This window comes from Gemmatimonadaceae bacterium, from assembly GCA_035606695.1.
Classification (GTDB): Bacteria; Gemmatimonadota; Gemmatimonadetes; order Gemmatimonadales; family Gemmatimonadaceae; genus JAQBQB01.
Map to the genome: position 1 here is coordinate 1 of DATNEW010000036.1, position 21,160 is coordinate 21,160.

Annotated in this window: 21 protein-coding genes and 1 pseudogene; 1 reads left to right on the plus strand and 21 read right to left on the minus strand. The window is 64.1% G+C overall.

The features are described 5' to 3' along the window. Positions 1–182: 182 nt before the first annotated feature. From VN706_19700 to VN706_19765, 14 genes are all read right to left on the minus strand, one after another. Complete coding sequence (locus VN706_19700) at positions 183–752, minus strand: DUF4236 domain-containing protein (protein HXT17871.1); 570 nt, start codon at positions 750–752, stop codon at positions 183–185. A gap of 198 nt (positions 753–950) precedes the next feature. Beyond that, positions 951–1,457 carry a hypothetical protein gene (locus VN706_19705; protein ID HXT17872.1) on the minus strand — a complete coding sequence of 169 codons (507 nt, stop codon included), beginning with the start codon at positions 1,455–1,457 and terminating at the stop codon, positions 951–953. Between the two features lie 160 nt (positions 1,458–1,617). Further along, positions 1,618–2,067 carry a hypothetical protein gene (locus tag VN706_19710; GenBank protein ID HXT17873.1) on the minus strand — a complete coding sequence of 150 codons (450 nt, stop codon included), beginning with the start codon at positions 2,065–2,067 and terminating at the stop codon, positions 1,618–1,620. A gap of 326 nt (positions 2,068–2,393) precedes the next feature. Beyond that, entirely contained in the window at positions 2,394–2,618 is a 225-nt protein-coding gene (locus VN706_19715) for a type II toxin-antitoxin system HicB family antitoxin (protein HXT17874.1), read from the minus strand. A gap of 1,545 nt (positions 2,619–4,163) precedes the next feature. After that, complete coding sequence (locus VN706_19720) at positions 4,164–4,376, minus strand: type II toxin-antitoxin system HicA family toxin (GenBank protein HXT17875.1); 213 nt, start codon at positions 4,374–4,376, stop codon at positions 4,164–4,166. Positions 4,377–4,379: 3 nt separating this feature from the next. Continuing rightward, complete coding sequence (locus VN706_19725; GenBank protein HXT17876.1) at positions 4,380–4,592, minus strand: type II toxin-antitoxin system HicB family antitoxin; 213 nt, start codon at positions 4,590–4,592, stop codon at positions 4,380–4,382. A gap of 150 nt (positions 4,593–4,742) precedes the next feature. Further along, complete coding sequence (locus tag VN706_19730; GenBank protein HXT17877.1) at positions 4,743–5,291, minus strand: hypothetical protein; 549 nt, start codon at positions 5,289–5,291, stop codon at positions 4,743–4,745. A gap of 798 nt (positions 5,292–6,089) precedes the next feature. Then, on the minus strand, positions 6,090–6,389 hold the full coding sequence (locus tag VN706_19735) for a type II toxin-antitoxin system RelE/ParE family toxin (GenBank protein HXT17878.1): 300 nt from the start codon (positions 6,387–6,389) through the stop codon (positions 6,090–6,092). After that, on the minus strand, positions 6,386–6,589 hold the full coding sequence (locus VN706_19740; protein ID HXT17879.1) for a hypothetical protein: 204 nt from the start codon (positions 6,587–6,589) through the stop codon (positions 6,386–6,388). The genes VN706_19735 and VN706_19740 overlap by 4 nt, the downstream gene beginning before the upstream one ends. Before the next feature lie 162 nt (positions 6,590–6,751). Beyond that, complete coding sequence (locus VN706_19745) at positions 6,752–7,285, minus strand: hypothetical protein (protein HXT17880.1); 534 nt, start codon at positions 7,283–7,285, stop codon at positions 6,752–6,754. A gap of 972 nt (positions 7,286–8,257) precedes the next feature. Beyond that, positions 8,258–8,764, minus strand: a complete 507-nt coding sequence (locus VN706_19750) for a hypothetical protein (protein HXT17881.1) — start codon at positions 8,762–8,764, stop codon at positions 8,258–8,260. 943 nt (positions 8,765–9,707) lie between these two features. Then, positions 9,708–10,754 carry an integron integrase gene (locus tag VN706_19755; protein ID HXT17882.1) on the minus strand — a complete coding sequence of 349 codons (1,047 nt, stop codon included), beginning with the start codon at positions 10,752–10,754 and terminating at the stop codon, positions 9,708–9,710. A gap of 113 nt (positions 10,755–10,867) precedes the next feature. Beyond that, on the minus strand, positions 10,868–11,488 hold the full coding sequence (locus VN706_19760; GenBank protein ID HXT17883.1) for an aspartyl/asparaginyl beta-hydroxylase domain-containing protein: 621 nt from the start codon (positions 11,486–11,488) through the stop codon (positions 10,868–10,870). A gap of 128 nt (positions 11,489–11,616) precedes the next feature. Continuing rightward, positions 11,617–14,532: a M14 metallopeptidase family protein gene (locus tag VN706_19765; GenBank protein ID HXT17884.1), complete on the minus strand. Its 2,916-nt coding sequence runs from the start codon at positions 14,530–14,532 to the stop codon at positions 11,617–11,619. Between the two features lie 201 nt (positions 14,533–14,733). Here VN706_19765 and VN706_19770 point away from each other — a divergent pair, with 201 nt between their 5' ends. Continuing rightward, on the plus strand, positions 14,734–16,140 hold the full coding sequence (locus tag VN706_19770; GenBank protein HXT17885.1) for a DUF5700 domain-containing putative Zn-dependent protease: 1,407 nt from the start codon (positions 14,734–14,736) through the stop codon (positions 16,138–16,140). Between the two features lie 23 nt (positions 16,141–16,163). Here VN706_19770 and map read toward each other — a convergent pair whose 3' ends face one another. The 7 genes and pseudogenes from map to rpsE form a co-directional block, all read right to left on the minus strand. Beyond that, a complete protein-coding gene (map, locus tag VN706_19775; protein HXT17886.1) occupies positions 16,164–16,916 on the minus strand; it encodes a type I methionyl aminopeptidase in 753 nt (250 codons plus the stop codon). Next, positions 16,913–17,566, minus strand: a complete 654-nt coding sequence (locus tag VN706_19780) for an adenylate kinase (GenBank protein HXT17887.1) — start codon at positions 17,564–17,566, stop codon at positions 16,913–16,915. The genes map and VN706_19780 overlap by 4 nt, the downstream gene beginning before the upstream one ends. Before the next feature lie 3 nt (positions 17,567–17,569). Then, positions 17,570–18,097 (minus strand): isopentenyl-diphosphate Delta-isomerase, encoded by a 528-nt coding sequence (gene idi, locus VN706_19785; GenBank protein HXT17888.1) that lies wholly within the window; start codon positions 18,095–18,097, stop codon positions 17,570–17,572. Between the two features lie 76 nt (positions 18,098–18,173). Then, positions 18,174–19,514 carry a preprotein translocase subunit SecY gene (gene secY / locus VN706_19790; protein HXT17889.1) on the minus strand — a complete coding sequence of 447 codons (1,341 nt, stop codon included), beginning with the start codon at positions 19,512–19,514 and terminating at the stop codon, positions 18,174–18,176. A 12-nt stretch (positions 19,515–19,526) separates the two neighbouring features. Further along, the gene (gene rplO / locus VN706_19795) at positions 19,527–19,979 is read right to left on the minus strand and encodes a 50S ribosomal protein L15 (GenBank protein HXT17890.1); all 453 of its coding nucleotides are present in this window, start codon (positions 19,977–19,979) and stop codon (positions 19,527–19,529) included. A 48-nt stretch (positions 19,980–20,027) separates the two neighbouring features. After that, the gene (gene rpmD / locus VN706_19800) at positions 20,028–20,288 is read right to left on the minus strand and encodes a 50S ribosomal protein L30 (protein ID HXT17891.1); all 261 of its coding nucleotides are present in this window, start codon (positions 20,286–20,288) and stop codon (positions 20,028–20,030) included. Then, positions 20,288–20,818 (minus strand): annotated as a pseudogene (rpsE, locus tag VN706_19805) (30S ribosomal protein S5). Before rpsE ends, rpmD begins: the two are co-directional and overlap by 1 nt. Positions 20,819–21,160: the final 342 nt, after the last annotated feature.

Sequence of the window (21,160 nt, forward strand, 5' to 3'; positions counted from 1 at the left end):
TCGCAGCAACGCCATCGCGCGAAGGACCACGCGCACCTGCTGGACTCCGCCATGCAACAACGTCTGTAACTCCTTCGTGTCCTGCGACTTCAGTCGGAACGACGCGGGAGGACGTGGCATGGTCAAAGTATAGATTGGACCCTGCCGGCCTCACAAGCAATATTACGAATCTTTTCAGGCGGTCAGAGATCTAGGCCCTGGAACGATGCCTCGGCATCCGTGTCGAATTCGTACAGAATGACGGTGGTCTTCCGCATCGTATCGGTGATGAACGCGGTAACCGTCGCCGTGACTGCCACCACCCCGACCAACAGTTGCCCGATCACGAGTAGCTGCAGCGAGGCAAATGCGAACGCCAACACTGCGAGGACGAGAACCAGCGGCCCGAACCGAGCAAGCGACCGCTTCGCGATGAGCTCTGCCAGGAGTCCCTCGGCCGATTCATCCCGCATCTCGACGACAGGTCCGCTCTCGATCTCGACGTCTGGGCCGAGCGTGGGCCGTCCGAGCGATGGCTGCAATGTGGCACGCGGCGATTGCGTGAACGACGGACCAGGTGCCGGTCTCGCTGTCCGGTGCGAGGGAAGCGTCGCTCGATAGTAGAACCCGCCGCGGCCCGCATGAACGTAGTTGCCGCGAGGGCCCATGCCGACGCGAAACCCTGGAACGCCGGCGGATACCCCAACACCGGATTTTGAAAGATTGAATCGCAGGGGACCGACCCGAACGCTTTGCCGAATGGAGAAGCCCATGCTTAGATATGCCGAATCGGGCGCCCAAGCGCCAGACGGACGACTATGAGTGTTCTATTACGTCTGTTCGCGACCGAGCGCCTCAGCTACCCGCAGAGGAACCATACGAGTTTGCTGCGCAGCAGCAAATACGAATTCAATAAATTCTCTGTCAGGATCAGGGTTGGTTAGGCCTCTGCTACCCATCATCACGGCTGTTCAGCCGGGGCGCGGCGACGGGTGACGGCTGGACGAGCACGTCCATGTGCAGCACGACCCGACCAACGGCGATGAGTACGAGGGCTTCAACAAACCAAAACGGACTCCGAAGTAGCGCGATGCCGACCGGACCCGAGAGAGCCCCGGAAGCGCGCGCCCGAGAGCAATCGCGAACTCGCCACGCGTTTCGATCGAGGCAGCAACGTACCCGAGGCTATCCATGAACAAATCGGCCGCAGCCAAGGCGACAGTCACGCGGAGCGCGGTGAGCCAGATAGCATACTGACGACGTCGAACGGCAAACCACCAGAGGACTGCTGCGCCGGTCCAATTGAGCACCGCGAGGCCGGTGATCGCGGCGACCTCGACGAAGCGTGCGCTCGCAAGATTGAGCCGGCCGATATGTAGAAACATCGGAATCGCTTGAACTGTGCCGGCGATCGCAGCGACCAATAGAATGAACGGCGTCACCGCGAGGCTTTCAATCTGCGCGAGGGAGCGCGGCATTGGTCGTACCTTGTGGCTAGATGGTCACCTGACGCCTTACCTAAGCTGCGGGTGAGCCATATAAGAGTGCGGCGCGCAGCGTCGCGCAACTCCAAGAATCACCCGTCAGCTTGAGCGTTCGTCAGGGTGCCGCGTTATCGATAGCAATCGGGGCGCACTGTCAACGCGTCAGTGACTTCATCGGCGCGTCAGCTCGTTGCGCCATGGCGAGCGTCGCCATCGCCGATCCTGCGCCGACAATCGCGAACAAAGCACCTCCAACAACAAGGAGCGGCCATGCAACGATGCCCGTTAACGCAACCGCGGCGATGGAAGCCGCCCCCGCGGTCGCTCCCCACCGCGCCGCATAACCAGGCGACAGATCATCGAGCGTCCGCGCGCCGACCGTCTTGCGAACCGTCAGCGCGAACACTACCCCGGCGACGAATCCGAAGACCCCGAGCGTCAACGCGCTGGTCGTGGCCATGCGCGGCCAGTAACTCCACGGGAACGCGAGGCGCGGAGAGCCGAGAAACACGCGCCACGTAATGAAGGCGATGCCTGCGAGCGCCCGCGGGACTGCCCAGGTAAGGCCGAGTATGACGGCAGCGCGCACACGACGAATCATCAACGTGTTCACCTCGCGATGCGGGTGGCAACCTAACGCCCTAGCTAAGCTGCAAAGCGATCAAATAAGAGTTGCGGCGCAGCCGCAACAATTCAATAGCGTTCCTTGTCAGCTTCAACGTTCGTTCAAGGCTCCGGGACCTCCAAATCGCGGCAGATCTTTCGTGCGAAGAACTCTTTGATCTTCCGATGGCGCGGAACCGTCGAAATCTTCAGACCTCCGGATTCAGGAAAACTGAATGGCTGCCGCCTTCCCGAAGAAGTCGACAGCCATGCGATTCTGAGTACCGAATGAGATCACTGCGCTTCAATGCACTTCAATGCACTTCACTAGGCGGTGAGGCGCAGCGGCTCACGAATAACCTCGGCGCCCCTGAGCTGCTCTTCGGCGAGCGCCCGATTGGCCTCGATGACAAGTTCCGCGGCTTCCCGCAGGTTGGCGCGCGCTTCCTCGAGCGTCTCACCCTGCGTGTTGGCTCCCGGCAGTTCCTCGACGAACGCGATGTATCCACCCTCGTCGGCCGGCTTAAAGACGGCTGTCAGCTCCAGCTGCATCGATGTCTCCGTGTGGTCCTGAAATGTACGCCGATGCGTACTTGATGCCGAACGCCTTAGCTAGGCTGCAAAGGAGCCATATAAGAGTTTGCGGCGCAGCCGCAAACAAATCAACAGATCCTTTGTCTGCTTCAGCGTTCGTTAGGATGCCGGCGGGCCGGACTTGAATACGTCGGCGGATGTTCGCTCCGCACTATCACACCGATCAGCGCGCCGAGAGCCGCTCCAGTCGCCGCGCCCACGGCGCCGAGTCCCAGGACTGCCGTGAGTCGCGCATTCCGTTTATGACAGCCGCCGACCTCGCAGCCGACCGGGACGGTGGCGCCGGCGAATAGACCAACTACAGCGCCGATGATAGCTCCGGCTACGGCGGCTGTCTCAGCTTGGCGCGCGCGACACGGCGACGGCACCGCTGACAATCAAAGGTGCCTTGTCGGTTGCCATAGTACGACTCCGCGCGGCCGCTTGGACAGGCGGCTGAAACCGAGGTACTTGGCTGAACAGTGCATGCGCGGTCACACATAGGGCGACCATGGCAGTCTTGATGAGCATAGGAGTTGATGGCTTCTAGCGCCCCAGCTAAGCTGCGAGCCCGACGGGCGCGCATACCAAAAGACTAAAGCGCGATGCCGAGGGGCGCCACACTGCCGAGATGCAGAACTCGTCAGCTTCAGCGTTCGTTAGGTGGCACGGAACGAGCACGTTGATCTGAGCGCACTATCGTCGCAGCATCGCGTTGGCGAGCGCGCCAAAGGCCACGCTTGCAGCGAGGAGACAAATACCGGCTGCCTGCCACTGCCCGGATAGAAACGCAACGAGACCCACAACCAGTGCGAACGCGCCAGTAATCGCAGCGCCGAGAGACGCCAGGCCAATGAGCCAACTTGTCCGGCGCGTCGGCTGTGTATCGCCGACACCCGATGGGTCAGGCATGCTCTCCCTCCGAGACGCGTGTGGGTGCCAGCTAACGCCTGAGCTAACCTGCAGAGGATTCATATAAGAGTTTGCCGCGCAGCGGCAAACAATTCAATAGCTCCTCTGCCAGGTTCAGCGTTCGTTAGGTAGCGGGACCGCGATGCTTGCGCTTTTGCGTCGACGATGTCAGCACTCCTGCGCGAGTTGCTTCCTCGTACGCCGCTCGTTGGCTCTTCGCCCGCCCTTCGGCTCGCGTGGTGAGCGCGGCGACCCAGCGATTGCCCGGCCGCCGAAGCACCTGCTTCCCATGGGCGAGCCATCGGAGGCGCTCGGTCCGCGTCAATTTCGCCGCACCGGCGGCCTCGACATGGGTCAAGAGTTCCATCGCCTGCTCATGGCAATGAGGCCACATACGAGGCGTCGGAGGCGCCGAGATCCAGATGCGCGCCTCCCGCCGCCGAATGCTGCCACAGTGACGACAAATAAATGTGCGAGGAGACATGCCGGTTGTGGACGATGTCGCTACCTAACGCCTCAGCTAAGCTGCAAAGCGATCGGATAAGAGTTGCGGCGAAGCCGCAACAATTCAATAACCGCTTTGGCAGCTTCAGCGTTCGTTAGATTGCCCGATCAGAGATCTTCAGGCCTCAAGCCAGTGTGGCGCGCGATGCGCGCGAGCATTCGCGGGCCAATCTCTTCGGAGTCGTGAAAAGCGAACACATAATCCGGAAAGCCGTCGCGGCTGAGCATTTTGTGCGAGGAGCGCTCCCGCTTGATCTGCCAGCCAATTCGAAGGAGCGCGGCGAGAACGCGCTTTGCCTTCGCGGCCGGCCACGTGCTCACGAGCTATGCTGCCCGAAACGTGACGCTGAAGAGATCCGGGCCCACTTCGGCGTGCTCGAGTCGGTCCGCAAGCACACGGAGCGCTAGCGCTTCGGCACGTGCGACGGCCTCGTCGCGTGAACCGCCGTACGCGAGCACCCCGGCGAGGTCAGGGACCTCGGCGATCCAGCGGCCATCTTCTTCGCGTTCAACTTCCAATGTGAGCTGCATGGACATCTAACGGTCCTCTTCGGGATGCCTGTGGCAATCTAACGCCCTAGCTAAGCTGCAAGCGAGTCAGATAAGAGTGCGGGCGAAGCCCGCACAACTCAATAGATCGCTTGTCAGCTTCAGCGTTCGTTAGGCGACGCGGTGCCTAAGCGGTAGTCATGACGGAAACTGGACCGGCAGAGACATCGCCGTCGCGCGCTCGATGTCGGTCAGGAACGGTGATGAGTTAACCGCGCTATCAAGTGTCGCCTGTTGCAATTGTCCAACCGACGACACCAATACGCCCGTGACATACAGCGTCACTCCGGCTACCACACCCCCGATCACCGCGGCAGCAACAACGCCACCCTGCCCCGTCAATAATCCAGCAACCGCGATAAGGATACCCAGGACGACACCAATGATCTTTACCGTCGTGCCAACGGCGACGATCGTGCGCGCGACTAGATACGCGTCACTGTAGCGACGCAACGCAGGGTTCGGTCGACCCCCAGGGGTGCTTGCCGAAGGTGAATACGCTTGTCCTCCGACGACACTCTTGTTGCCCCCTGGCTTGTCGAGCGCGCCTTTTACTCGGAGAATCTCGACGGTATCCGGGGATAGCGACGTGCCACACGCACTACAGTTGCGAAGCGAGTAATCCGACATAACGCGCGCACCGCAGTTCTCGCATCGGCCGACGGGATAGACGTCCACTTTTGGCATGCGGTCTCCAGGACAATGATTTGTCGGTCTGCGTCGATGCCGTCTGGCGTCGCCTAACGCCCGAGCTAAGCTGCGGGCGAACAGAATAAGAGCGAATGCGAAGCATTCGCAATCCCTAAATCGCCCGTCAGCTTCAGCGTTCGTTAGGCAGCATCGCGCCGGAGCTTTGCTTATGGCAGCTTCAGGTAAAGCGCCGGCGGACGACGTCGGATTACAGTCGCGGTAAAGCTCAGCGGCTGCTCGCTCAGTGCGTTGACTGGCCTGTTCGCAACGAGGGCCGGGGTGAATCGGAGGTCGCCGGCGACGAGGCACGCCCATGCGCTCAACGTCGGATCGGTGGATGCTGTAACTGATACTGTCCCGGCCATCACTCGCCCCGAGGTGTCAATTACCATGCCCAACACGACCTTGCCTTTGTAGCCGTCTCGATGAACCGACATGGGAAATTGCGGACGGGGCTCCGGTAACAAGTGCGCTGGCTGATCCGGAGTTGTGACGACTTGGTCCCACTTCACGGAGTCCGCGGACCGCGTCGGGCAGGTGCCCGTCAAGAATGTCGAGGCAGTGTCCCTGCCCTGGCCTCGCACGACTCGAGACGACAACATCAACGGCGCAACAAGTAGGATCGAGGTGGCGCGACGCATATCTGGTCCAGTCTGAATCAACAAGAACGTTCAAATGGCTGCCTAACACCCTAGCTAAGCTGCAAAGGGATCAAACAAGAGTGCATGCGCAGCATGCACAATTCAATAAACCCTTTGTCAGTTTCAGCGTTCGTTATATGGCCGCCACGCGATCTCAGCGTGGCAGATGGGCGATGAGGTCTTGGCGACCGTGAACGACGGCGACCACCTCGACGGTGTCACCATGTACGCGGTAGATGAGGCGATATGGAAAGTCGATGAGCTCGCGAACGCCGAGGGTTGCGGCCTCGGGAACGCGGCGGCCCGATTCCGGAAAGGCCTGAGCCTGGCGAAGGCGCTGGACAATTCGGTCGAGGAGCTGCTCGGCATACACCGGGGAGACGAGACTAATATGCTCGGCGATCGCCCCGAGCTGCCCTACGGCGTGCTCCGTCCAGCGGAGCGCGAAGGTCACGACGCGCGACGAATGCGGCTGCGGACGCGGGCCATGGCATCCTCGTGCGATACGGTGCGGCCGGTGTCGGCATCAGCAAGGCCAGTTTCCACGGCTTGGCGCACGTACACTTCGTAGGCCAAGTCGTCCCACGTCGCCGTCTCGGGGAGCGCCTCGACGAGTTGCCGGGCGTCCGCTTTGATATTCGGGGTGTCAGCCATGTCTGAAAAGTGCCGCGCCGCGCGAATTGGAGCAAGCGCGGGCGTGCGGTCCGCGAAAGGTCGTGGCCATATAACGCCCTAGCTAAGCTGCAAGCGATTCAAATAAGAAGCGCCGGCGCAGCCGGCGCAATTCACTAGATCGCTTGTCAGCTTCAGCGTTCGTTAGGTGGCTTGCGCGAGAAGCTTCCGGTCGCGATCCGTAACCTCGCGCTGATGTCGCGGCGCTTCGTGCCACTTCGTCTCTCCGAGCTCCGCCGGCCCGTCTCCGGAGTGCGAGGAGTTCTGACGGTTCAGCATCTTCATGCGATGAATCGTCCAGCTGGTCGCGGCAGCCATTAGGACCGGAGGCGACGCTAGCCACACCATGGCCCACCACGGTGTCCATGGCAGATATTTCGGAAATGCCACCGCAGTGATGCCTGCGGTGATCGCCGTGGTGAGCGCGAGCGCAGCGAACTCGACGACGGTTCGCCGGCGCAGACGATGGGCACACGGCGCGCAAATCCGCACGCCATGAACCTGATGCTCGTGGGCGGCGACACCGATATCGGTCCAGGGAGTTCCACAGACGCCACATGCGTTGGCAGCGTTCCGCCGGAGAGCGCGCTTCCGCATGACGCGCCAACTGAGCGCGGCGGCAGGTGCGATGATGATGCTGATGATCGCTGCGACTGCTGGAATGGCATCGCCGTGCATGCTGGGCCTCCGGCCGTGAAGCGATGTGTATAGCCACCTAACGCCCTAGCTAAGCTGCGGGCTTTCAAGGGGGAAACTTGCCCATCACAGTACGCTAACGACGGGCGCGACGCCAGATTGCAGTCGGCACCCGTCAGCTTCAGCGTTCGTTATACCGCCGCGTCGCACGAGGGGCGGCGCCGAAGGCCCGCGTTACGCGGCCGAGCTCCGGAATTCACCGCGCCTCGATCCGGCGAGCGAAACTCGCCGGCGCAAGCGCGTGGCGCGAGACCTGATGCCCGACCGCGATCTCTTTGCCGTCTGGGCGCGCGGCCCTCGCGCAGGCGCGTGGCGCAGCTACCCAACGACTTCACCGCGATCGGTGGGCCGTCCACGCGCGGGGACGGCGCACATGGGCCGGAGCGACGGGGCGGCTGTTCCCCTCAGCATTTGACAGAAGCAATAGTGCTCTCTGGCGGTATAACGCCCGAGCTAAGCTGCGGGCCTTCAAAGAGGAAACCAGTCCGATCACAATACGCTAACGACGGACGACGCCAGATTGCAGTCGGCACCCGTCAGCTTCAGCGTTCGTTATACCGCCGCGTCGCACGAGAGGCCGCCCCGAAGCCTCGTTCACGCGCAGAAGCAACGGGAAAGCATGTCGCCTCGACCCGGCGAGAGTAACTCGCCGGCGCAGGCGCGTGGCGCGATACCGAACGATTCGATCGAGATGGTTGGGCCGTCCAGGCGCGGGCCGCGGCGCAGGCGCGTGGCGCAGCGACCCAACGACTTGTCCGAATTCTGTGGGCCGTCCAGGCGCGGGGCCGGCGCACATGGGCCGGAGCGACGGGGCGGCTCTTCCCCTCAGCATTTGACAGCAGCAGTAGTGCTCTCTGGCGGTATAACGCCCTAGCTAAGCTGCAAGGAAGTCTAATAAGAGCGCCGGGCGCAGCCCGGCGCAATCCGTAGATTCCTTGTCAGCTTCAGCGTTCGTTAGGTAGCTGGCGCATCCCTGTCAGACGCAAAGACGATGAAGGCGGTCCAGATGACGCCCTCGACAATGGCCTCCGCAGGCGCCTCCCGACGGACTTCATCCTCGTGCTGCGGCTCAAATCGACTTTCTTGAAGTGTGATTTGGAGCGGAAGGTACACCTTGCCCGCCGTATCTCGAACCGTGAGCTGCTCCGCGGCCGGAACTCCGACCGCCTCCTCCGGCGACGCGGGGTGAAGGGCGCCTGAAGAGGTGGGCTCGGACTGCGCCGCGCGATGGCTGCGCTCGGCCACGATATCTCGCTCAACCGGGTACTGCTGCACGCCGATGCCGGGAACCCGCGCGGCAACTTGCCACACTCCTTCACACCACGGAGCATCAGGTGCGCGAACGAGAAAAGCCGAAAATGCCGGCGGTCTGCCCGCTCGCCGATCCAGCGCGTCACGCGGCGTTGTGCGTGGCCAAAGTTCGCCAATCGGATGCTCGCCACGCCACAGCGTAAGCGTCATACCCGGCACCACAGAGAAGTCATGTAGCTACCTAACGCCCTAGCTAAGCTGCAAGGAAGTCTAATAGGAGCGCCGGGCGCAGCCCGGCGCAATCCGCAGATTCCTTGTCAGCTTCAGCGTTCGTTAGAGCGCGGGTGGGCGATACCGACGACTGGTCAGAGTCGCGTCCAGGTCGCCCCCCTTGAGAGTCGCGCGCGTTCGGCCTCGCCAGCGAACAGACGGACGAGACCACAATCCTCGCACACGACAACCTCCAGCTGGGCGGGCCGAAACATTCTCGCGAGTCCTGGGAGGAGCGCCGGGCCGTAGGCACTGTTCGCCGTCGTCGGCGACCGGTAGAGATTCGTGCCCGTACAGTTTGGACACGGACTGACGGGTGATTCGGTCATCGATGCCTAGGTGGTTGAATCGCGATAAGTGCGTGTCGTCGCTCTAACGCCCGAGCTAAGCTGCGAGCCTTCAAGGGGCAATACCGAAAGACTAAATCGAGATGCCGGCGGGCGCCAACCTGCCGAGATGCAGAACTCGTCAGCTTCAGCGTTCGTTATACCGCCGCGCCGCACAAGGGGCCGCGCCGAAGGCTCGCGTCACGCAAAAGAGTTCCGGGAATCACCCCGCCTCGCTCCGGCGCGAGGAACTCGCCGGCGCAAGCGCGTGGCGCGATACCGAACGATTCGATCGAGATGGTTGGGCCGTCCAGGCGCGGGCCGCGGCGCAGGCGCGTGGCGCAGCGACCCAACGACTTGTCCAAATTCTGTGGGCCGTCCAGGCGCGGGGCCGGCGCACATGGGCCGGAGCGACGGGGCGGCTCTTCCCCTCAGCATTTGACACAAGCAGTAGTGCTCTCTGGCGGTATAACGCCAATTGGACTGCGGTGTTTAATAGCGGCGTTTAATAGCGGGGTTTGATGGCGCGCCTCAATAGCGGCGTTTAACGGTAAAGTCTAACATCGCCCTTTGCCACCAAGCCTTGCGCCCCCGCCATCCCCGCGCACTCCGATTCCGACCCCACCTCCCGCCGCGCCCCCCTCTACAACCCATCCCCAGGACTCCTCACCCAACACCCCCGTCGCACTCACATGCGTATAGATCATCGTCGTCCGGAGATCCGTGTGCCCCAGCAGCTCCTGCACCGTCCGAATATCCGATCCGCTCTCCAACAAGGGCGTCGCGAACGAATGACGGAGCGAATGGCACGTGGCCCGCTTCGCGATGCCCGACCGCCGCACCGCCGTCGCGAAGGCCCGCTGCACAACCGACTCGTGCAAGTGATGACGGCGACGTCGGCCGCCGCGATCGATCAGCGTCCGCGACGCCGGAAAGACATACTGCCACCCCCATGCGGTCTCCAGCGCCGGATACTTGCGCAATAGGCTCGCCGAGATTGCCGTCGGGACGATCCTCAGCCTCGTATCCGCCTCGAACTCCGTTCTCCGTGCCGCCAGCCAGGCGTCGAGCGGCGTTACACACGATATCGCCATCGGCGTCCGGCGGTCCTTGTCGCCTTTCCCGCCGACTACCGTGATCTCGCGGCGCGTCGTATCAATATCCTTCACGCGAAGCGACAGACACTCGCTCACGCGGAGTCCAGATCCGTACATCAGCATCCCGCACAATCGGACCGGGAGTTCGAGCTTCTCGAAAACGGCACGAACTTCCGCGGGTGTCAGCACCACCGGTAGCCGTCTCGGGCGACGCGCCGGGGTGAGCGCACTCAAGTCACCAATCGGCAATTCGAGCACACGGTCATAGAGGAATTTGAGCGCCGCGAGCGCCTGATTCTGCGTGGAGGCGGCGACGCCGGCATCAACCGCAAGCGACGATAGAAATCGGCGCACGTCCGCCGTCGTCAGCTCGGACGGATGCCGCGTGTCGTTCGCCAGCACGAATCGGCGAATCCAATAGACGTACGCGTCTTCCGTCCGTCGGCTGAACCGACGCTCGCGCGCGCAACGCCGAACGCTCGCGAGCAAGCGAGGCGAGGCAGTCATCTCGCAACCCGCCGTCACTTCGCCCCCCCGAACATATCCCCTCGCCGCATGATCCAGAGCCTATAATCGCGTAGCCGTTGGCCGAGGGGCACACCAAAACGCCGCGCGCCGAATCAAAACGTCGTTACCGATACACCAGATCCATCCGACGCACGCCGATCCGTCTCACCACCGAGCTGCCCCACCAGCCACCCATTCACCACCGCATCGATCACCAGATGCACCCGCGCCGCCGCCCCATCATTCCTCACCGCATGCGGATCCGCCAACCGCAAATACCAACACTCGCCCTCCGCCATCACCACGCGCCGCCCATTCAACAGAAACGTCACGTTCGGATTCGTCATCACCGGGATGTGAATTCTCGCATGTCCCTGCTCGATCGACAGATCATGGTCCCGATGCTCGTGAATCACCGAACCCGACGCCAGCTGCATCAGCCGCACTGCCTGCAACTCGCACGCGAACGAGGCGAGCACCTCGCGAAAGTAGGCACACCGCTCGAGCACTGGCGTGTCGCGGAATGCCGCGCAGGTCGGATCCGAATAAATCATCTGCACGGGATGCGTCGCGTTCGCCGGACCACGCAACGCGATCGCCGACCACGAGCCGTCGAAGTTGCGCTGGACGAAATGCTCGGTCCAGCCGTCGGCGCCCGCGACGGCAAGATCGGCACGCAAACGCTCGGGATCGAACGAGAAGGGAAAGCGAATCGCGTCGGACAGCTCGGTCATGAGACGCCTCTCCAGACTGGCGATAATCCGCCCATCACACCAAAAAACGCCCGCCGAGCAGTGAACCTCGGCGGGCGTCTTGACGGGCTTTAGCAAATGCTATTCAGCAAATGCTCTTTACCAAACGCTTACGGCACGACCGGCTGCGTGTTCTGCGTCGGCGCATAGATCCCGTTCAACAAGAACTTGAACGATCCATGCGGCTGCCCGCGGAACGTGATCTCCGGTCCAAACAAGTACACCTTCCCACGGCCCATCGAGGCCTCGATCGCCGCCGCACCACCCTCGAGATAGTTCTCGCCCCACGCCCACCCGCTGCGCAGCGGCGTCTTGCTGTCGAACCACGCGATCGGCCGCACGCCCTTCGCCATCGCGTCGGGCTTGAGACGGAACACCGGGTCGTTGTCGAAGAACACGTCGGCCTGCGCCGGCATCCCCTCGCCGATCGGCAGCGTGTTGTCCACCGCGACGCGCAACACCGAACCCGGCACGTAATACTCCTCGCCCGAGAGCGCGCGGTCCGGCTCGCCCGGGCTCCGCACCACGAGGTGATTCTCGACGGGCAACCCAAGCTGATACGCCAGGTTCGTCGCGCCGCCGCTCGCCACGATCACGCCGCCCTCCTCCACGAACTTCTTGAGCTGCGGAAGGCTGGTCGCCGCCGTGAGGTTGCCGAGCATTTTCTGATATTCCGCGGGGATGTTGGCGTTGTTGCCGCCGCCGAATCCACCGCCGCCGCCGCGACGGCCGCCGCCCACGCCCTGCACGCCACCCTGAATGGTCATGTCGCTCGGGAAGATGATCACGTCGTACTTCGACTTGAGATCGCCCGCGTCGATGTCCTTCGGGTACACGACCGTATAAGGAACCTCGAAATTCTCAAACTCTAAACGCGTCCACCCGCTGGGCATCGAGCCGCCGAAACGATCGAGCAACGCGACACGTTTCGCCGAAAGTTTCTGAGCGTCCGCGCCGGGGCGCTGGGTGGTGGCGTCGAAGCTGACACCCAGCTCCTGCGCCGCCTTGTCGACGACGGCTTTGCCGTTCGCGCCGATGTAATACGTGCCCGCGGGATACGTCTTGCCGTTCGCGGTCATCGGCGACTTGAGCCAGTACACGTCGGCGCCCGCCTTGAACGCGCGGTTGATCACCGTCACCGCGTCGTTGTAGCTGTGCGAGAGCAAGTACCCTTGCGCGCCCTGTTCAGCATTGACCTTGCCCGGCAGCGGCTTCGCGAGCTCGTGCCCCTGAATCTTCGTCGTGTTCGGCACGTCGAAGCCGTCCAGGATGCGATCGAACTGCACGCCCATCGTGTAGGCGAGCGTCCAGCCGGCGTTGTCGTACGGACGCTTCGGCGGGCCGCCCGGATAGGCGAAGTCGTTCGGGTGATCCTGCGGCTCCATCATGTCCAGGATCTGCGCGCGCGGCGCCTGCGCGGTCTTGATGACGTACGAGCCGGCGGGATACTGCTTGCCGTTCACGCTGAACGCCGCGGTTGCCTGCTCGATCGTCACGCCGACGTGCCGCAGCGTGTTGACGAACTTCGTCGCCGTCGGGAAATCGGGCTGGTCGCTGGGGATGATGTAGCCCCGCGCATCCCGCGTCGCCGGATTGTGCACGACGTCATTCCAAACCTTTAAACCCGCCGCATCGTTGCCGCGGCCGCCGCGATCCGGCGCGCCACCGACCACGACATCCGCGCCGCCGTTCGCCCCAGCCGCACCACGACCCCCGCGAGCGCCACGCCCTGCGCCGTTCGCAGGCGCGCCCGCCTGTTCCGCGTTGCCATTCAACGCCTGCTCGGCCGCGGCGATCACCTTGCCGCTCACCGTCCAGTTGTCGTGGCTGCCCTTCTCGATGGCGTGCTTCGCCATGAGATATTTGTCATAGAGCAGCGTCTCGCGATACCGGCTCGCGTAATCGAAGATCGCGTAGTTGGCCGAGACGGAGTAGTCGATCGACTGGCGGAAGTGCCAGACCTGCGGCGCGACCGGGGCCGGCAGGTCGCCGCGCGGCAACTGCTGTTCGGGAATGAACGGAATGCGCGTCGGCGTCGGGTTGCCGATGATCTCGGTGAGAATGCCGACGATGCCCTGGAAGTAGCCGATCGTCCGCAGGCCGCCGTTCCACCACGTCGAGTAGCTCGAGCCCGAGCGCATGGTGAAGCCGGGCTTGTTCTCCTCGAGGAAGCGCTGATGGATCGCGAAGCCGACGGCGTCGAGCCCCATGACGATCATCGGATCGATGTTGTAGTTGAACGGATCGCGGAACGGCGGCGTGAAGATCACCGTGCCCGCGGGGCCCGTCTGGTGGTGATTGTACATGATCACCGGATGCCAGTCCCAGAACATGAAATGATTGATGTTCTTGGTCTCGGCCAGGTTCGACATGAACGAGTCGCGATTGTCGTCGTGTCCCGCGTAGTGATTGTAGAGCAGCGGGATGTTCATGTTGCGGGCGAGCGTGTCCTTGTCCTTCATGTACCAGTTCGCGACGAGCTGCATGCCGTCGGGATTGACGTGCACCGCCAGGATGATGTCGTCCCGGAGAATGCGCTTCGTCTCGTCGTCGTTGCGCGAGATGAGCTGGTACGTGGTCTCGATCAGCTGGTTGGCCCCCACGACTTCCGTGGCGTGCAGCCCGCCGTCGAACCACACCACCGCCTTGCCTTCCTTCGCCAGCTGGTGCGCCTGCTCGTCGGTGAGGTTCTCACCCTTGGCGAGCTTGAGAGAAATATCTTGATATTTTTTTAATAGCTTGAAGTTCGCCGGATCGGTGATGATGGCGGCGAGCTGCGGGCGGCCTTCGCTCGTCTTGCCGATCTCCACCGCCTGCATGCGGTCGGATTCCTGATCCATCTTGTGCCAGTACGCCGCGAACTGGTCGTAGTTGGGCAGGAACCAGTCGTCGCCGATGTTGTGGCCGAAGAACTCCTTCGGCGTCGTGATATGACCCTGGGCGCTGAGGGAACCGGCCGTGATCGCCGCGAAGATCAGCGGCAGGGCAACGGCGGAGCGCCAGGTGCGGTATGACCGCATCGACATCCAGAACCTCCGGAAGGTGGGGCTTTCTTGGGGCTTTCTTGGGGCTTGCCTGGGAATTTCTTGGTGGGGATCAAGGGAGTTTACCCCATGGAACTACGCGCCAGAAGGCCCGGATGCTGCCGTTCGGGCCCGGGCGCCGGACGCAACTTTTCCCCGCGAACGTCCGTTCTGCTGGGTAATCCCGTCCATTCCGGAGCCTCCATGCGCCGCGTCGCTCTCGCCGTGCTGTTCCCCGCCGCCCTGCTCGCCCAGCAAACAGGACAACCGGCGCAACACGGCCAGGCGTCGCTCGCCGACAGCGTGATGATGCTGAACCGCGCGGGTCAGTTCGCGGACGCCGCTCGCACCGCCAAGCGCGGGCTCGACGCGGCGAAAACGATTGAAGAGAAGTGCGGTTTCCTGATCGGCGGCGGCTACGCGCTCGGCCGGATGGGCGAGTCCGAGACCGCGGGCGTGCTGCAGGCCATCGACACGCAGTGCCGCGAGACCCAAGCGGTCCGGACGCACGCCACGGACATCGCCGCCATTCGAGCCGCGCTCGCCTCGTCTCGCGCGTCCGCGGCGCCGAACGACATCGATCCAGGCAAATGGCCGCCGCTGCCCGCGACGGGAGTCGACATGACGGCGATCGACGCGTTCTATCGCATCGCCGACATCCTGCGGAGCGATCGCGACCCCTCACCAGTTGAGTGGAACGCCATGCTCGCGACGCCGGGTTATCAACTCGTCTGGAAGCAGAACCGGTCGATCCGCGTCTCCATGGCCACCGCGTTCAAGCCATCGATGAAGCCAAAGCGCGACAGCCTGCTCGCCGTCGAGTCGGACCAGAGCCTCGCGATTCGGCACCTGCTGCGCGCGTACGACCAGCGCGACGCCGTCATGCGCGCCCGCGACGCGCTCAGTCGCTCGATCGCCGACAGCATCGCACTCGGCGTGCGGGCGGCCGCCCGCTATCTGCCCGCCGGAACGACCGAGAAGACTCCAGCGCCGTTCATCGCGTTCGCGGTCTTCGCCGACGACGGCTACGCGCTCGACGGCGGCGTGCTGCTCGATCCGTTGTTCGTGATCGAGAATGGCCTCGTGCCGTTGATCTCGCACGAGTTTCATCACGCGTATGTCGCGACGGTGGATCGGTCGGTGCGCACGGCCAACATGCAGTACGATGCCGCGCTGTACGGCGCCATCCGCTCGTTGCGCAACGAGGGCATCGCCGATCAGATCGACAAGCCGCATCCGCTGCCGGCGACGTCCGGCGCGCTCGCGTGGTATCCGCCGCGCTACAACGCCGCGTACGACAAGACTCCCGCGCTGTTGAAGACGTTCGACTCGCTCGTGGTCGTCGCCGCGGACGATTCCACCAAGGCCGCCGTCGTCGGCCAGCGTGCACGCGCACTGTTCTGGTCGAACGGCCATCCGAACGGCGCGTACATCGCGCGCGAGATCGCCGAGACGTTTGGGGTCGACTCGCTTCTGCCGGCGGTGTATGACCCGTTCGCGTTGCTGCGCATCTACGCGGCGGCCGAACGGAAGCACGGGCGCCCGTCGCCATTCTCAGTGAAGGCGCAGGCGAAGCTCGATGAGATGGAGAAGCGGTACGTGAGACCGTAGCGCGCGCCGCTGGAGGCGCGCCGCTACGCGCGAGTCAGCACGAGCGGCCCGTTTTCCGTAATCGCGACCGTATGCTCAAAATGAGCAGAGAGGCTGCCGTCGAGCGTAACGATCGTCCAGCGGTCGGACAGTGTCTTCGTCGCCGGGCCGCCGATGTTCACCATCGGTTCGATCGCGATCGTGAGCCCCGGCACGAGCTTCTCCTTTCTCTTCGGCTTTCCGTAGTTGGGCACCTGCGGCTCTTCGTGAAACTCCACGCCGATGCCGTGGCCCACCAGGTCGCGCACGACGCTGAAGCCCGACGCTTCGACGACGTTCTGCACCGCGAAGCCGATGTCGCCGATATGATTGCCGATCACCGCCGCGGCAATCCCCGCCTCGAGCGAAGCCACCGTCACGTCGAGCAGCTTCTGCGTTTCCGGCGCGATCGCGCCGACGCCGACGGTGCTCGCGCTGTCGGTGAAGTACCCCTTGTAGCCGACGCCCACGTCGAGCGAGATGATGTCGCCGTCCTTCAGCACGCGCTTGCGGCTGGGAATGCCGTGCACGATCTCGTTGTTCACGCTCGCGCAGATGCTGCCCGGAAAGCCGTACAATCCCTTGAACGCGGGTGTCGCGCCGTCGTGTGCACGAATGAACTCTTCGGCGATCGCATCGAGCTCGCCGGTCGAGATGCCGGGCTTCACCGCGGCGCGGAGATGCTCGACGGTCGCGGCGAGAATTTTTCCGCCCTGCGCCATGAGATCGATCTCACGCGCCGACTTCAACTGAATCACTTGCGCGTTGCTCCTTCCGCCCCCAGCGCGCCGAGTGCGCGCCGTTTTACGTCGTCGACCGCGCCGACCGCGTTCACGACGACGACTTTGTCGCCGTGGCTCCGATACCAGTCGAGCACCGGCGCGGTCTGCTCCCCGTACGCCTTGAGGCGCGTGCGAATGGCGTCGGGATCGTCGTCCTTGCGGCGAATGAGCGCGCCGCCGCACTTGTCGCAGATGTCGCCAACCTTGCGGCCGCTGTACGGCGTCTGGCACTTCTCGCACACCGTGCGATCGCTCAGGCGCCGCACGATCTCGTCATTCTCGATGTCGAAGGCCAGCACCGCGTCGACCTTCCGGCCGATCTTCTTCAGCATCGCATCGAGTCCTTCCGCCTGCGGCACGGTGCGCACGGCGCCGTCGAGAATGACGCCCTTCGCGTACTGCGGCTGGGCGAGCTCCTCGGCGATGATGCCAAGGATGACGGAGTCCGGCACCAGCTCGCCGCGCTCCATGCACGCCTTGGCCTCGAGGCCGAGCTTCGTGCCGGCGCGCAGGGCGGCCCGCAGCACATCCCCGGTGGCGAGCGTCGGCACGACGAGCGACTCGGCGAGAAGCGGGGCCTGTGTTCCCTTGCCGGCGCCGGGCTTCCCGAAAAGGACGATGATCATGTATTAAAGGTAGTGCGTTCCGGCGCGCAGCCCCAAGGCGTCCAGCGCGAGCGGAAACCACGCGGTGAACTCCCGCGGGTGCGACGACAGGCGCTGCGCGAGCGCCGCGGTATCCACCCACTCGTACTCCGCCACCTCGGCGGCGTTGGGCTCGGGGAGCGCCGACGTCCAACCGACGAAGACGTGATCGATCTCGTTCTCGACCAGGTCGCCCACCGCGGCGCGATACGAGAACACGCACCGCTCCTCGAGCGCGCAGTCGAGACCCATCTCCTCGCGAAGACGGCGTTGCGCGGCGGCGATGCTGGTTTCGTCGGGCCGCGGGTGGCCGCAACACGTGTTCGTCCAGAGCCCGGGCGAGTGATACTTCGCGTGGGCGCGCCGCTGCAGCAGCAGCCGCGCGCCGTCCGGTGAGAACACGAACACTGACACCGCGCGGTGCCGCTGCCCGTCGCGATGCGCGGCGAGCTTTTCGGCGACGCCGATCTCGGCGTCCGCCGCGTCGACGAGAATGACCTGCTCGTGAGTCACGACCATGCTCGAGAAGGAATGGCGAAAAAAAGCCCGGCTGAAAGAGCCGGGCTTTTCTCGTGGAGCGCGACGAGACTCAGAATCCGCCCGGCGCGCCTTGACGACCGCGCATCTTGATGCGGCCTTTCTTCATGAAACCGTCATACTTTCTGAGCAGCAGGTGCTGGTTCATCTGCTGAATCGTGTCGAGCGCGACGCCGACGACGATGAGCAGCGACGTGCCGCCGAAGTTGAACGAGGCGATGTGCAGCATGTTCGCGATCCAGATCGGCAGCAGCGCGACGAACGTGAGGAAGATCGCGCCCGGCAGGGTGATCTTCGACACGACGTCGTCGATGTACTCCGCCGTGCGGGCGCCGGGCTTCACGCCCGGAATGAAGCCGCCCTGCTTCTTCAGGTTCTCCGCCAGGTCGACCGGATTGAAGATGATCGACGTGTAGAAGTACGTGAAGAAGAGGATGAGGATCGCCATCAGGATGTTGTACAACGTGTTGCCCGGCGCGAGATAGTCCGCGAAATCGCGCATGCGCTGGTTGCCCATGAACTGCGCGACCGCGCCCGGCACCACGATCACCGACTGGGCGAAGACGATCGGCATGACGCCCGACGAATTGATGCGGAGCGGAATGAAGCTCCGGCTCGCCTCGCGCATGCGTCCGCGCGCCATGGTGCGTTGCGGGATCTGAATCAACACCCGCCGCGCCGCCATCGTGACCGCGACGACCGCCGCCACGATGAGCACCATCACGACCACCAGCACGAGGAGCGAGAAGGCGCCGATCGCGCCCGTGCTCACGAACTGGAACGCCGAGATGATGCCCGGCCAGATGCGCTCGACGATCGCGAAGAAGATCATGAGCGACGCGCCGTTGCCGATGCCGCGCTCGGTGATCTGCTCACCGAGCCACATCACGAAGATCGCGCCGACGGTGAGGAAGAACGTCATCGACACGCGGAAGCCGAACCCAGGATTCGTCACCGCCGCGGTGATCGACTCGGCGAAGATCGCGAAGCCCCAGCCCTGCACCGCGGCCAGCACGATCGTCGCGTAGCGCGACCACTGGTTGATCTTCTTTCGGCCTTCTTCGTCCTTCGACATCTTGTCGATCGACGGCACCACCGCCTGCGCGATCTGCTGGAAGATCGACGCGGAGATGTACGGCATGATGCCCAGCGCGAACACCGTGGCGCGCGCGAGCGAGCCGCCGGTGAACAGGTTGTAGAGGCCGAGCAGGCCGCCGCCGCGCTGCTGCGTGTTGATGTAATCCTGAATCGCGATCGGATTCACGCCAGGCGCCGTGATGGCCGACCCGATGCGGTACACGAGCAGGCAGAGCAGCGTGAAAAGGATCTTGTCCTTCAGCTCGGGCGTGCGGAACAGATTCTGAACCGCCGCCGCCGCATTGTTCTGTGCCATGAGAATTACCCCTTAGTCCTCGACGCGGCCTCCGGCCGCGACGATCTTCTCGCGCGCGCCGGCGCTGACCTTGAGGCCCTTCACCGTGATCGCCTGCGAGATCTCGCCGTTCGCGAGCACTTTGACCTGCCCCTTGTTGCTGTTGATCAGCCCCGCTTCAGCGAGCGAGTCGCGCGTGATCTCCGCACCGCTGGCCGAGAGCGTCGCCAGATCGTCGAGCCGCACGATCTGATTTTCCTCGCGGAATGGATTCGTGAAGCCGCGCTTCGGCAACCGGCGCGTGATCGGCATCTGGCCGCCCTCGAAGTGCGGCTTGCCGCCGCCCGGACCGTGGTGGCCCGCGCGCGCCTTGATACCCTTGTGACCCTTACCCGAGGTCTTGCCGGTGCCCGACCCCGGACCGCGGCCGAGACGCTTGCGATTCTTCGTCGCGCCGGGAACGACGGCGAGGTTGTGCAAGCCGATCTTCTCGCTCGCCGCCGTCTCGCCCGCCGCCTTCTTTGTGGTCGCCATTTACTTGTCTCCTTCCACCGGCGTCACCTCGACGAGGTGGCGCACTTGCTTCAGCTGACCTTTGAGCCCGGGCGTGATCTCCTTCACCACTTCATCCTGGTGATGCTTGAGACCGATCGCTTCGAGCGTCGCGCGCATCCGCCACGAGTGGCCGATGCCGGAGCGAACCTGCTTGATCCGTACGCTTCCCGATTCGGGAAGATTCTGCTTCGCCGTCTTGCGCGGCCCCTTGCTCGGGTGCCATACGAACGTGCGCGGCATTAGACCGTCTCCCCATGCGCCGCATGGCGCACGACTTCACGAGACTTGGCGCGCGACCGGTACTGCAGGCTCGACGTCTCGATGCCGCGCTCGCGCGCGATCTGCTCGACGGTCGTGAGATGCTGCAGGCCGTCCATCGCCGCGCGCACCATGTTGTGCGGGTTGGTCGAGCCCAGGCTCTTCGTCAGGATGTCCGAGATGCCGGCGCATTCCATGATGGCGCGCACCGCACCGCCGGCGATCACACCGGCGCCCGGCGCCGCGGGCTTCATGAGGACTTTGCCCGCGCCGTGCTGGCCGACGATCTCGTGCGGAATGGTGCCGCCCGTGAGCGGAATGTTCACCATCTTGCGACGCGCCGCGTCGACGGCCTTGCGGACCGCTTCCGAGACTTCGTTCGCCTTGCCCGACGCGAAGCCGACCTTGCCCTGACCGTCGCCCACCGCGACGAGCGCGTTGAACGAGAAGCGCCGGCCGCCCTTCACGACCTTCGCGACGCGGTTGATGGCGATCACGTTCTCGACGAGCTCGGAACCACCTTCTCCGCGCTCGCCGCCACGTCCGTCGCCGCCGCCACGGCCTTCACGGCCGCCGCGACCACCACGATCGCCGCCGCCTTCGCCGCCACGGCCACCACCACCGCCGCCCGGACCGCCGCGTCCGCGGCCGCCGCCAGGGCCGCCGCGACCACCACCGCCGCCGCCGCCGCGACCGCCACGGCCGCCGCCCGGACCGCCGCGGCCACCGCCGCTACGGCCACCGCCGGAGCGCGCGCTGCCGCCGCCGAATCCGCCGGGACGACCGGCGCCGCCACCCGGGCGATCGCCGCCGCCGGAAGTCGAGCCGCCGGACGCAGGAGCGCCGCTCGCCGG

What these genes read in the sequence shown, in the direction of transcription:
- VN706_19760 (HXT17883.1), bottom strand. Translation starts at nt 11,488, where the DNA reads ATGACCGAGCTGTCCGACGCGATTCGCTTTCCCTTCTCGTTCGATCCC.
- VN706_19705 (HXT17872.1), bottom strand. Translation starts at nt 1,457, where the DNA reads ATGCCGCGCTCCCTCGCGCAGATTGAAAGCCTCGCGGTGACGCCGTTC.
- VN706_19730 (HXT17877.1), bottom strand. Translation starts at nt 5,291, where the DNA reads ATGCCAAAAGTGGACGTCTATCCCGTCGGCCGATGCGAGAACTGCGGT.
- VN706_19770 (HXT17885.1), top strand. Translation starts at nt 14,734, where the DNA reads ATGCGCCGCGTCGCTCTCGCCGTGCTGTTCCCCGCCGCCCTGCTCGCC.
- VN706_19740 (HXT17879.1), bottom strand. Translation starts at nt 6,589, where the DNA reads ATGGCTGACACCCCGAATATCAAAGCGGACGCCCGGCAACTCGTCGAG.
- VN706_19780 (HXT17887.1), bottom strand. Translation starts at nt 17,566, where the DNA reads ATGATCATCGTCCTTTTCGGGAAGCCCGGCGCCGGCAAGGGAACACAG.
- VN706_19700 (HXT17871.1), bottom strand. Translation starts at nt 752, where the DNA reads ATGGGCTTCTCCATTCGGCAAAGCGTTCGGGTCGGTCCCCTGCGATTC.
- rpmD (HXT17891.1), bottom strand. Translation starts at nt 20,288, where the DNA reads ATGCCGCGCACGTTCGTATGGCACCCGAGCAAGGGGCCGCGCAAGACG.
- VN706_19725 (HXT17876.1), bottom strand. Translation starts at nt 4,592, where the DNA reads ATGTCCATGCAGCTCACATTGGAAGTTGAACGCGAAGAAGATGGCCGC.
- secY (HXT17889.1), bottom strand. Translation starts at nt 19,514, where the DNA reads ATGGCACAGAACAATGCGGCGGCGGCGGTTCAGAATCTGTTCCGCACG.
- VN706_19715 (HXT17874.1), bottom strand. Translation starts at nt 2,618, where the DNA reads ATGCAGCTGGAGCTGACAGCCGTCTTTAAGCCGGCCGACGAGGGTGGA.
- VN706_19745 (HXT17880.1), bottom strand. Translation starts at nt 7,285, where the DNA reads ATGCACGGCGATGCCATTCCAGCAGTCGCAGCGATCATCAGCATCATC.
- VN706_19755 (HXT17882.1), bottom strand. Translation starts at nt 10,754, where the DNA reads ATGACTGCCTCGCCTCGCTTGCTCGCGAGCGTTCGGCGTTGCGCGCGC.
- VN706_19750 (HXT17881.1), bottom strand. Translation starts at nt 8,764, where the DNA reads ATGACGCTTACGCTGTGGCGTGGCGAGCATCCGATTGGCGAACTTTGG.
- VN706_19765 (HXT17884.1), bottom strand. Translation starts at nt 14,532, where the DNA reads ATGTCGATGCGGTCATACCGCACCTGGCGCTCCGCCGTTGCCCTGCCG.